Annotated in this window: 10 protein-coding genes; 8 read left to right on the plus strand and 2 right to left on the minus strand. The window is 59.9% G+C overall.

Annotated features, from left to right (window positions below; genetic code table 11):
* The first annotated feature begins 18 nt into the window (after positions 1-18).
* From FHX06_RS18865 to FHX06_RS18880, 4 genes are all read left to right on the plus strand, one after another.
* A complete protein-coding gene (locus FHX06_RS18865; protein ID WP_183880443.1) occupies positions 19-1,638 on the plus strand; it encodes an ABC transporter substrate-binding protein in 1,620 nt (539 codons plus the stop codon).
* Positions 1,639-1,704: 66 nt separating this feature from the next.
* Entirely contained in the window at positions 1,705-2,649 is a 945-nt protein-coding gene (locus tag FHX06_RS18870; RefSeq protein WP_183880445.1) for an acetamidase/formamidase family protein, read from the plus strand.
* Entirely contained in the window at positions 2,646-4,322 is a 1,677-nt protein-coding gene (locus FHX06_RS18875) for an ABC transporter ATP-binding protein (RefSeq protein ID WP_183880447.1), read from the plus strand. Before FHX06_RS18870 ends, FHX06_RS18875 begins: the two co-directional genes overlap by 4 nt.
* Positions 4,323-4,823: 501 nt before the next feature.
* Positions 4,824-5,891: a porin gene (locus FHX06_RS18880; protein ID WP_113206700.1), complete on the plus strand. Its 1,068-nt coding sequence runs from the start codon at positions 4,824-4,826 to the stop codon at positions 5,889-5,891.
* 352 nt (positions 5,892-6,243) lie between these two features.
* Here the strand turns inward: FHX06_RS18880 and FHX06_RS18885 are convergent, their stop codons facing one another.
* Complete coding sequence (locus FHX06_RS18885) at positions 6,244-6,618, minus strand: DoxX family protein (RefSeq protein WP_112542417.1); 375 nt, start codon at positions 6,616-6,618, stop codon at positions 6,244-6,246.
* 153 nt (positions 6,619-6,771) lie between these two features.
* A complete protein-coding gene (locus FHX06_RS18890; protein WP_183880679.1) occupies positions 6,772-7,488 on the minus strand; it encodes a GntR family transcriptional regulator in 717 nt (238 codons plus the stop codon).
* 294 nt (positions 7,489-7,782) lie between these two features.
* Here FHX06_RS18890 and FHX06_RS18895 point away from each other — a divergent pair, with 294 nt between their 5' ends.
* From FHX06_RS18895 to FHX06_RS18910, 4 genes are read left to right on the plus strand one after another with little or no spacing between them, the layout of a single operon-like run.
* Positions 7,783-8,910: a BMP family ABC transporter substrate-binding protein gene (locus tag FHX06_RS18895; protein ID WP_018114378.1), complete on the plus strand. Its 1,128-nt coding sequence runs from the start codon at positions 7,783-7,785 to the stop codon at positions 8,908-8,910.
* A gap of 20 nt (positions 8,911-8,930) precedes the next feature.
* The gene (locus FHX06_RS18900; protein WP_113203717.1) at positions 8,931-10,061 is read left to right on the plus strand and encodes an ABC transporter permease; all 1,131 of its coding nucleotides are present in this window, start codon (positions 8,931-8,933) and stop codon (positions 10,059-10,061) included.
* On the plus strand, positions 10,061-10,987 hold the full coding sequence (locus tag FHX06_RS18905) for an ABC transporter permease (RefSeq protein ID WP_183880448.1): 927 nt from the start codon (positions 10,061-10,063) through the stop codon (positions 10,985-10,987). The genes FHX06_RS18900 and FHX06_RS18905 overlap by 1 nt, the downstream gene beginning before the upstream one ends.
* A gap of 18 nt (positions 10,988-11,005) precedes the next feature.
* Positions 11,006-12,022 (plus strand): formamidase, encoded by a 1,017-nt coding sequence (locus FHX06_RS18910; protein ID WP_183880450.1) that lies wholly within the window; start codon positions 11,006-11,008, stop codon positions 12,020-12,022.
* Positions 12,023-12,031 lie beyond the last annotated feature (9 nt).

Here is a 12,031-nt window from a genome sequence, read left to right on the forward strand (position 1 = left end):
CAAAGAAGGGGAACCCGAATGTTCAAACGCTGGCTTCGACACACAACCATGGCAACGATGGTGGCGCTTGCCCCTATCGCCGCCAAGGCGCAGGAAACACCCAAGCAGGGCGGCGATATCGTCGTTACCTACAAGGATGACATCACCACACTCGACCCGCAGATCGGCTATGACTGGGTCAACTGGTCGATGATCAAAAGCCTCTATTCGCGACTGATGGATTACGAGCCCGGCACGCCGAACCTCGTCCCGTCGCTCGCCGAGAGCTTTGCCGTTTCGCCCGATGGCCTGACCTATACGTTCAAGCTGCGCAAGGGCGTGAAGTTCACCAACGGCCGCGAAATCGTTGCTTCAGACGTAAAGTACTCGATCGAGCGTGCCGTCAATCCCAAGACGCAAGGCCCTGGTGCCGGCTTCTTCGGTGCGATCCAGGGCTTTGACGATGAAACGGGCGGCAAGTCCGAAACGCTTTCCGGCATCGAGACGCCTGATGATGGCACGGTCGTCTTCCATCTTTCGCGCCCGGACGCCACTTTCCTGCACGTTCTCGCCATCAACTTCGCCTCGGTCGTACCGAAGGAGGCCGTCGAAGCGGCCGGTGGCGATTTCGGCAAGAAGCCCGTCGGCTCAGGCACCTTCGTGCTGAAGGATTGGACAATCGGCCAGAAGCTCGTCTTTGAACGTAACAGGGATTATTTCGTCAAGAACATGCCGTATCTCGACAGCTTCACGGTCGAAGTCGGCCAGGAGCCGCTTGTCGCGCTGCTGCGCCTGCAGAAGGGTGAGGTCGATATTGCCGGCGACGGCATCCCCCCGGCCAAGTTCCTGGAAATCAAGAACTCCGCCGATGGCGCACAGATGATCGTCGACGGCGAGCAGTTGCACACGGGCTACATCACGCTCAATACCAAGGTAAAGCCGTTCGACAACGTCAAGGTGCGCCAGGCCATCAACATGGCGATCAACAAGGACCGCATCGTGCGTATCCTAAACGGTCGCGCAACGCCCGCCAACCAGCCGCTGCCGCCACTGATGCCGGGCTACGACAAGTCCTTCACCGGCTATGCCTATGATGTCGCCAAGGCGAAGGCGCTGCTTGCCGAAGCAGGCTTTGCCGATGGATTCGAAACGGTGCTCTATTCCACCAATACCGATCCGCAACCGCGTATCGCCCAAGCGATCCAGCAGGATCTCGCAGCGATCGGCGTGAAGGCTGAGGTTCGTGCGCTTGCGCAGGCCAATGTCATCGCGGCCGGCGGTACGGAAGGCGAAGCGCCGATGATCTGGTCCGGTGGCATGGCCTGGATCGCCGACTTCCCGGATCCGTCCAACTTCTACGGCCCGATTCTCGGTTGCGCCGGTGCGGTTCAGGGTGGCTGGAACTGGTCCTGGTACTGCAACGCCGATCTCGACAAGCGTGCGGTTGCGGCCGACTCCATGTCCGATCCGGCCAAGTCCGCAGAGCGCATCGCTGCCTGGGGCAAGGTCTTCACCGACATCATGGCCGATGCGCCGTGGGTTCCCGTCATCAACGAACGCCGCGTCGTCGCCAAATCGCTGCGCATGGGCGGTGCGGACAACATCTACATCGACCCAACCCGCGTCATCAATTACGACGCGATCTACGTGAAGCAGTAAGCCTTAAGGAAGCTATGCCTTCCCGGCTCGGCCGGGAAGGCTTCATAAAATCGAGGGAGACACCTTATGTGCATTGCCTGCACCCACACGATTCACCGCGCCCAGCATAATTTCGGCTGGAACAAGGATTTCGCACCGGCCGTTGTCGCCAAGCCCGGCGAAACCATCCATTTCGAATGCATGGATTCTTCCGGCGGTCAGCTCGGCAGCGACGCGACGCTGGAAACACTGAACAATCTGGATTTCGGCAAGATCAACCCGGTTTCCGGCCCGATCTACGTGGAAGGCGCCAAGCCAGGCGACGCGCTGAAGGTGACGCTCCGCAAGTTCATTCCCTCGGGCATCGGCTGGACGGCCAATATTCCGGGCTTCGGCCTGCTTGCCGACCAGTTTAAGGAACCGGCGCTGCACGTATGGTCCTATGATGCAAACAGCATGACGCCGGCCCTTTACGGCCCTGGCGGCCGCGTGCCGCTGAAGCCCTTTGCCGGCACGATCGGCGTCGCTCCGGCCGAAACGGGCACCCATTCCGTCGTGCCGCCGCGCCGCGTCGGCGGCAACATGGATATTCGTGACCTGACGGCCGGTGTCACCCTATATCTACCGATCGAGGTCGAAGGCGCGCTCTTCTCTATCGGCGACACGCATGCCGCGCAGGGCGACGGTGAAGTCTGCGGAACGGCGATCGAAAGCCAGATGAATGTCGAGGCAACGATCGAGCTCGTCAAGGATGCACGCCTGCAGACGCCGCGTTTCACCACGACCGAGCCGGTTACTCGCCATCTCGACGGTGCCGGCTATGAAGTGACCACCGGCATCGGCCCCGACCTGATGACGGGTGCTCGCGAAAGCGTCATGCGCATGATCGATCTTTTGACCGCAGAACACGGCATGAGCGCGGTTGATGCCTATCTGCTCTGCTCCGTCTGTGGCGATCTGCGCATCAGCGAAATCGTCGATATGCCGAACTGGGTCGTCTCCTTCTACTTCCCTAGGATCGTATTCGCGTGATTGAAGCCATACCCTCGGCACCTATCCTCAGCGTTCGCAATCTCAATGTCGATGCGCGAACGCCGGAAGGTCGCAAACCGGTTCTGAAAAATATCAGCTTTGATTTGGCGAGCGGCGAAACGCTTTGCCTTGCCGGAGAATCCGGTTCGGGCAAATCGGTGACGTCGCTGTCGATCATGGGCTTGCTGCCGAAGGCCTCGCTTCAAGTCGCCTCCGGCAGCATCATGCTCGGCGAACGCGATCTGCTGAAACTTTCCGACAGGGCCATGCGCGGCGTGCGCGGCGGCGATATTGCCATGGTCTTCCAGGAGCCGATGACGTCACTCAACCCGGTCATGTCGATCGGCGCACAGCTGACGGAGGCGATCCGCGAGCATCAGGGCAGCGAGAACGCCGAAGCGACTGCATTACAGATGCTCGATGCGGTGCAGATCACCGATCCGGCAAAACGCCTGAAACAATATCCGCATGAACTTTCCGGCGGGATGCGCCAACGCGTGATGATCGCCATGGCACTCTCCTGCCGTCCCAAGGTGCTGATCGCCGATGAGCCCACCACCGCGCTCGACGTCACCGTACAGGCGCAGATCCTGAAGCTGATGCGCGAGCTGAAATCAGAATTCGGGACCTCGATCATCCTGATCACCCATGACATGGGCGTCGTCGCCGAAATGGCCGACCGCGTCATCATCATGCAGAATGGTGGCATCGTCGAGGAGGGCCCGGCCGTCGGCATTTTCCGCACCCCGCGGCAAACCTATACGCAGCAGTTGCTCTCCGCCGTGCCGCGACTGGGCGCGTTTGCCGGCACGGACGGCCCCCCGCGTATCACCTCACGCAGCGTCGAGACCTTGCGTCCCGATCGCACACCAGTACTGAATGTGCGTGGTCTCAATGTCACCTATGGCGGCGCTGCGAGCTTTCTCTTCAAGAGCAAGGCGCCGGCCGCGGCAGTCAGCGACGTCTCCTTCGATATTTTGCCCGGCGAAACCCTCGGCCTCGTCGGCGAAAGCGGTTCGGGAAAATCGACGACCGGCAAGGCCGTACTTGGCCTCATTCCATTCACGGGCGATGTGGTCATCGACGGCCGCAACATCGCAGGGCTCAGCCATCGAGACATGCAGCCCATACGCCGCACGGCGCAGATGATCTTTCAGGATCCCTATGCCTCGCTCGACCCTCGCATGGCGGTGGGCGCTGCGATCGCCGAACCGCTAGTCATACACGGTATCGCCAGTAAGTCCGAGCGGCAGGACAGGGTTGCGGAACTTCTGCGCCGCGTCGGCCTGACGACGGACGCCGCCACACGCTATCCGCATGAATTCTCTGGCGGCCAGCGCCAGCGCATCTGCATTGCGCGCGCACTTGCACTTGAACCGAAGCTGATCGTTGCCGACGAAAGCGTTGCGGCACTCGACGTCTCCGTGCGCGCCCGCGTGCTCGACCTGATGCTGGAACTGCAGGAGAGCATGGGGCTCTCCTATCTCTTCATCTCGCATGACATGGCGGTTGTCGAACGCATGTCCCATGAGGTCGCCGTCATGCGTAGCGGCAGGATCGTCGAAACCGGCACCCGCCGTCAAATTTTCGAACACCCAGCAGAGGATTACACGAAGGCCCTGATGGCTGCCGTTCCGATCCCTGATCCTGAAGCACGGCGAGTGCAGGTCTGAGTTTCCCGGACGCGGAGCAGAGCGCCTCCTTTGGAGCCTTGTAGCGTTGCCTCGGCCGCCGCGAATCGTCACAAGAAATCGAATTGCGGCACCGTCGAATTGGCGGTCCCGCCTGCCACATAAAACCTATATTTCAGCCGCATTTTCTCTCGGCAGCCCTTCAAGATGGGCAAATACAGGCTCGCGGCAGCAGGATATTTGATTGATTCAGGCTTCAGCGACAGACCGCCGTGCCCCATTTGCGCTCGGCCAATCCGGCTAAGTCGTACTAATATAGCCATATTTCGCCATTCTGTTTTACGTCTTGTTAATACCCGCCCAAGGAGTGTTGTACTTCTGTCACACACATGGCGGTTTAGTTAGAATTCTCTGTAAAATGAGACCATTCCTTGTTGAGCCCTCCTGCCTTTCGGTTATTTTAGGCCTTACCGAATTAATCGGGCTTTATCAGAGGGGACGTTCTTTCGTGGAACGCACTCGAACTTAGGAGATTGGCTTTCCATGAACATTCGTATGATGTTGCTTGGTTCCGCAGCTGCCCTCATCGCTGCACCGGCATTCGCAGCAGACGCAATCGTCGCTGCCGAGCCGGAACCGGTTGAATACGTTCGCGTCTGCGACGCCTACGGCACCGGCTACTTCTATATCCCGGGCACGGAAACCTGCCTTAAGATCGAAGGTTACATCCGTTTCCAGGTCAACGTCGGCTCGAACGTCGGCGGTGACAACGACTCTGACTGGGATGCTGTAACTCGTGGTCAGGTTCAGTTCACGGCCAAGAGCGACACCGAGTACGGTCCGCTCACCGGCGTTATCGTTCTCCAGGCCAATGCCGACAACGCAACGGACCAGGACACGATCCTCGACTCCGCTTACCTCGACGTCGCGGGCTTCCGCGCTGGTCTCTTCTACTCCTGGTGGGACGATGGCCTCTCCGGCGAAACCGACGATATCGGTTCTGTCGTAACGCTGCATAACTCCATCCGTTATCAGTACGAAACCGGCTCCTTCTACGCTGGCCTCAGCGTCGACGAACTGGAAGACGGCGTGTATCAGGGTGACGTGGATCCGGTCACCGGCCTCCTCGTTCCGAACGATGGCCCGAACAACGTCGGCGTTGCCTTCGGCATCGGCGGCACGGCTGGCGCCTTCAGCTACCAGATCACCGGCGGCTGGGACTTCGACAACGAAGACGGCGCAATCCGCGCTATGGGTACGGCTGAACTCGGCCCGGGCACGCTCGGCCTCGCTGCTGTCTACTCCAGCGGCCCGAACTCCTACTACTCGACGGCTGAATGGGCAGTTGCTGCCGAATACGCCATCAAGGCAACGGACAAGCTGAAGATCACTCCTGGTGTTCAGTACTACGGCAACTACATCGGCGGTCACAGCGCGTTCGACACCGTTCCGGATGACTTCGACGGTACCGGCGACGCCTGGAAGGTCGGTCTGACGGTTGATTACCAGATCGTCGACAACTTCTACGCCAAGGCTTCCATCCAGTACCTGGATCCGGAAGATAGCGACGACTTCACGACGGGTTACTTCCGCCTGCAGCGTTCGTTCTAATCTGAACATTGAAGACCCCGGGATCGCATCCTGGGGTTTTTCATCACAGGCTTCTGCTTTGGTGACCTCCAATTCAGAAGAAGGAGGTCGGTTCGGTTCCCTGCCGGATCGGCCTCACCCATCGATACAGAATTCCACTCCTGTAGATGGTTCTCGCTCGCCCTCAGCCGAGGGCGAGCCTTTTCCTTGACGGGAACGTCCATCGGACGAGGTCTCTGTCGGCGGCTGAGGACCTGAAGTCTCAGTCGCCGATTTACTTTGAGAAAAAATTGCAGCCGGCAGGCGCAACAGTGCCTGGTCGCCGGTCAGAATCCCGGCCGCTTCCATACTCCGCGGCGAGATCGCCGCGGGCTCAGACTATATTCAGTGGTATCAACTGGCGCAGTCTCTGGTCCCGCAGATAAAGGCCGCCCCAGGTGGCAGCCCCGAGAAGCAAGCTTACGATCTGGGGTGGCGTAAAAAACTCGCCCAGACGGAAATGCGTGCAAATGGCGCCGCCGAGAAAACCGGTCACCAGTATCGCACCAAGGAAAGCTGTTTTCGGAACAGCATAAAGGATCGCGCAGATCGCGATAATCATGCCAAGCACCGGGGCGAGGTTGACGGGGAAACCGGTTGCTTCCATTTCCGTCCGTATGAAATCAGGTGCAAAAAGGTTGGTGGCCGCATCAGCAAGAAGCAGAACAACAACCAGTGCTGATAGAATTCGCCCGATCCAGATCGACATTGTCGCTCCCTCTTTAATTGCCGGTCGCAAGCTGGCTTATGGAGCGATCTGGATGTTGTCAATTCGTCGGCAATCTCGCAATCAGCAATTTTGCGTGTCCGCGTTTGGTAACGCCTGAACTCCGAACCTTGCGGCTTCCGACGGCTGCGCTAGCTATTTCTCTCTCGCCGAGGCGAAGACCACACTGGCATCGCTGACGATTTCCACATGCGAATAGGCAGCCTTTGCAGCGGCGGCACCATCTGCCCGCATGATCGCGGTGACGATGATGTCGTGCTCGTCATAAGACTTCGCGAGCCGACCCGGCAGCCGGAACTGCGCGCGCCGGAAAGGCGCGAGCCGGGCCCGGCTTTGGGTTACCAGCTCATAGATATGCTCGTTGTGTGCGCCGCGATAGAGCCGGGTGTGGAATTCGGTATTGTGAACGGCATAGTCCTCTTCCGCACCCTGATGCACGAGCCGTGCAGACGCACGATGTTCGATTTCCAGCATACGCCGCTCGTCAACCGTCATCCTCTCGGCGGCTAGACGTGCGCAAACGCCTTCGAGCTCGGCCATCGCCTCGAACATCGAATGCAAGTAGGTCTCGGTTACATTGGTGACGACAGCGCTGCGGTTCGGCTCGCGATCGACGAGCCCCATTGCTCCGAGTTCGCGAAGCGCCTCGCGCACAGGCGTCCGCGACACTTCAAAACGAGCCGCCAGTGAAATCTCGTCAAGCTTGTCGCCCGGCAGTATCTGCCCGGTCACGATCATATCAGCAATTGCCCGCACCATCTGCTCGACGGTCGTTCCTGTCCGGATGATCTCTCTGCGCCTGACCTGCTTCAAGGAATGATTCTGCCAATTGACCGATGCATACACATGCATTGCTAGCACAGCAAAGTCAAATACCACAGCAAGCTCTTGTTTAAAACAAGGAAATTCCCCTTTGCATGTCCCCTTCACTTTCATTCGGAAGCATCTGACGCCAAAACTAGCTGATTTTATAGACTCTGCATAGTTTTTGATCTTACGTGACTAAAAATTGCATACACTTTTTACGGCGCTTTGCAGGCGTTCGAATATATTCAATGAATTCAACAGAATGAAATCTGGCACGGTCATTGCATACACTTTTCCGTAACCAATGAACCGGCGAAACGCCGCAAGGGGAGCATTCTGATGACCAAACTCCTTTCCATGAACCGTCGCCATTTCCTTCAGGCTTCCGCTGCCACCGCCCTGGTCGGCGCCGCCCCCGGCATCCTCTCCTCGCGCGCCCTTGCGCAGACCGCGCTGACCGTCGGCTTCATCTATGTCGGCCCAAAGGATGATTATGGCTACAACCAGTCGCACGCCGAGGGCGCGGCTGCCGTCAAGGCGCTGCCTGGCATCACCGTCGTCGAAGAAGAGAACGTGCCCGAGACCGTCGACGTTCAGAAGACAATGGAATCGATGATCAATCTGGACGGTGCGACGCTCATCTTCCCGACCTCCTTCGGCTACTTCGATCCCCACATGCTGGCCATGGCCGCCAAATATCCCGATATCCAGTTCCGCCACTGCGGCGGCCTCTGGCAGGAAGGCAAGAACCCCGCCAATACCGGCTCCTATTTCGGCTATATCTTCCAGGGCCAGTATCTGAACGGCATCGCCGCCGGCCATGCGACGAAAAGCAAGAAGCTTGGCTTCGTCGCGGCAAAGCCGATCCCGCAGGTTCTGCAGAATATCAACGCCTTCCTGCTCGGCGCCCGCACGGTCGATCCTGCTATCACCTGCCAGGTGATCTTCACGGGCGAGTGGTCCCTCGCCGTCAAGGAAGCCGAAGCCACCAACGCGCTGGTCGATCAGGGTGCCGATGTCATCACCTGCCACGTCGACAGCCCGAAGGTCGTCGTCGAGACGGCCGCCGGCCGCGGAGCCTTCATCTGCGGCTACCACGCCAATCAGAGCCCGCTTGCCCCCGAGAAATATCTCACCGGTGCCGAATGGGCCTGGGGCAATGTCTACAGCGATTTCGTCAAGAAGGCGCAGGCCGGCGAAAAGCTCGGCAATTTCGTTCGCGGCGGCCTGAAGGACGGGTTTGTCAAGATGAGCGCGCTCGGCCCCGGCGTTCCCGAGGCGGGCCGCAAGGCCTTCGAAGCAACCCATGCGGAAATGATGAAGGGCGGTTTCTCGGTCTTCAAGGGACCACTGAAGGACAACAAGGGCAGTTCAGTTGTGACTGCAGACAAGAGCTATGCCGAAGACGCAATCGAGCTCGAGAGCATGAATTATCTGGTCGAGGGCGTCGTCGGATCGACGGCCTAGACCGCAGAGGGAGAAGCGCCATGACCGTCCAGGCCAATGATCCCGCAATCTCAGTCGTTTCCGGAAAGCCGGCATCGTTGCGCCCCGTCCTCGAATGGATTGCGCGCCGTGCCGAACCAGTCGTCATCGGTCTTGCGGCCATCCTGATCGGTCTTGCGCTCTTCTCCTTGTTCATCCTGGCGATCGGAAAATCGCCGGCGATGCTTTTCCAGCTTATGTATACCGGCGGCTTCGGCAGCTGGTTTTCGGTGCAAAACAGCTTGAGCCGTGCCGCACCCCTTCTCCTGACGGCACTCTGCGTCGCCCTGCCCGCTCGCCTCGGCCTCGTCATCATCGGCGGGGAAGGAGCGGTCGTGCTGGGCGGCGTTGCTGCCGCGGCCATGGCCATGCCGCTTGCCGGTACTGCCCCTGTCTTCCTGACCCTTATTCTCATGGGCATTGCCGCCATGGTGGTCGGCGGCATCTGGATCGGCCTTGCCGGTTTCCTCCGCCACTATCGCGGTGTCAACGAGACGATTTCATCGCTGCTGCTCTCGTATATCGCCATCGCCCTGATGAACCAGTTCGTCGAAGGACCGCTGCGTGATCCCGCCAGCCTCAACAAGCCGTCGACCAAGCCGCTGCCGCCAGAATACATGCTCGGCAACATTCCCGGGATGGACGTGCATTGGGGTCTCGTCATCGGCATCGTCGCCTGCATTTTCTCCTGGATCCTGATCGAGGTAACGAGCTTCGGTTTTGCCGCCCGCATCGCCGGCGGCAATGTCCGCGCCGCGCAGATCCAGGGCCTTCCGGTTGGCAAGCTTATTGTCGGATTCACGGCGATCGCCGGCAGTTTCGCGGGGCTCGCCGGCATGGTCGAGGTCGCCGCAGTTCAAGGCAGCGCCAATGCCTCGCTCGCCGCAGGCTACGGCTACACCGGCATCCTCGTTGCCTTCCTCGCGCGCCACAATCCGTTGGCGATTATTCCGGTCGCGATCCTGCTCGGCGGTATCGATGCTTCGGGCGGCCTCATCCAGCGCCGCATGGGCCTGCCGGATGCCACCGTTCTAGTGCTGCAGGGCACGCTCTTCATCGTCATCCTATTCTGCGAGACCTTTTACGGCCGCTTCAAGATCTTCAATCCCGACCTCTGGAAAAGGAGCCTCTGATGGAAGATACAGGCATCGGCATATGGGGCGTGCCCCTGGCGATCCTCGCAGGCGCCATCCGCGTTTCCACGCCCTTCATCTTCGTCAGCCTCGGCGAGACGATCACCGAGCGCTCCGGCCGCATCAATCTCGGGCTTGAAGGCACGCTGGTCTTCGGTGCGATGACAGCTTATGCCGTCACGGTCATGAGCAATTCGCCGTGGCTCGGGGTACTCGCGGCAATGGCGACGGGCGCCGTCTTCGGTCTCGTCCATGGCTGGATCTGCAAATGGCCGAAGGTCAACGATATCGCCATCGGTATCGCCATGATGCAGTTCGGGCTCGGCCTTGCCTTCTTCCTCGGCAAGCCTTTCATCCAGCCGGCCGCGCCGCACCTGCCGGCAATACAGCTTGGTTTCTGGTCCAGCATGCCCCAGATCCAGGCCGCGCTGAATATCAACGTGCTCTTCCTGCTTGGCGCTGCCCTCGCCTTCATCCTCTGGTGGGCTTTCAAGAATACCCGGATCGGCTTGATCCTACGCGTCGTCGGCGACAGCACCGATGCCGCCCGCGCCATGGGCATCAATCCCGATCGCGTGCGACTGCTCGCCACCGCCGTCGGCGGTTCGCTGGCCGCCATCGGCGGCGCCTATCTGTCACTCTATTATCCCGGCTCCTGGAACGAGGGCATTTCGTCCGGCCAGGGCTTGATGGCCGTGGCGCTCGTCATCTTCGCCCGTTGGAATTCGATTGGCTGCTTCCTCGCCGCTCTTCTCTTCGGCGGTGCCGGCGCACTCGGCCCGGCACTGCAATCGGTCGGCGTCACGCAGGGCTACTACCTCTTCTACGCGGCTCCCTACGTGCTGACGCTGGTCATCATGATCGCGACCTCCTCACCCACACGTTCGCTCGCCGGCGCGCCCGGCGCGCTTTCCCTGACGAAATAGCATGAAAGGAGCCAAACCATGAATGGCCTCGGCGGATTGAACAAGTCGGAACATGGCGTCGGAATCGGCCTCGTTCAGCTTCAGCTTCCTGTCACCGTGACACGAGAAGACCTTGCGCGCCAGACGCAGGTCATCGTCGATCTCGTCGGCAAGGCGCGGCGCAATCAGCCGGGCATGGATCTGGTCGTCTTTCCGGAATATGCCCTGCACGGCCTGTCGATGGACATCAATCCCGAGATCATGTGCACGCTCGACGGGCCAGAGGTCGCAGCCTTCAAGAAGGCCTGCCGGGAGAATACGATCTGGGGCTGCTTCTCGATCATGGAGCTGACCCCTGAGGGCATGCCTTACAATTCCGGCATTATCATCGACGACAGGGGCGAGCTGAAGCTCTATTACCGCAAGATGCATCCCTGGGTGCCGGTCGAGCCGTGGGAGCCCGGCAATTTCGGCATCCCCGTCATCGACGGGCCCAAGGGCGCGAAGCTCGCGCTCATCATCTGCCATGACGGCATGTTTCCGGAAATGGCGCGTGAATGCGCCTATAAGGGTGCGGAAATCATGATCCGCACGGCCGGCTACACGGCGCCGATCCGCGACAGCTGGAAATTCACCAACCAGTCGAACGCCTTCTGCAATCTCATGGTCACTGCGAGCGTCTGCATGTGCGGCTCAGACGGCACGTTCGACAGCATGGGCGAAGGCATGATCTGCAATTTCGACGGCTCGATCATCGCTCACGGCACATCGGGCCGCGTCAACGAGATCATTACCGCCGAGGTGCGTCCGGATCTCGTGCGCGAAGCCCGCCTTGGCTGGGGCGTCGAAAACAACATCTACCAGTTCGGCCATCGTGGCTACGTCGCGGTAGCCGGCGGTGCCGGTGATGCGCCCTACACCTACATGCACGACCTCATCGCCGGCAAATACCGCCTCCCTTGGGAGGATCAGGTGAAGGTCACGGACGGTACGTCCTGCGGCTTCGACAAGCCGGCGCGTCGCTACGGCGAATCATTCAAACTCGCGGGTGAGTAGGAGAGAAGA

It is taken from the genome of Rhizobium sp. BK512, from assembly GCF_014194915.1.
In the GTDB taxonomy this organism is placed as follows: domain Bacteria; phylum Pseudomonadota; class Alphaproteobacteria; order Rhizobiales; family Rhizobiaceae; genus Rhizobium.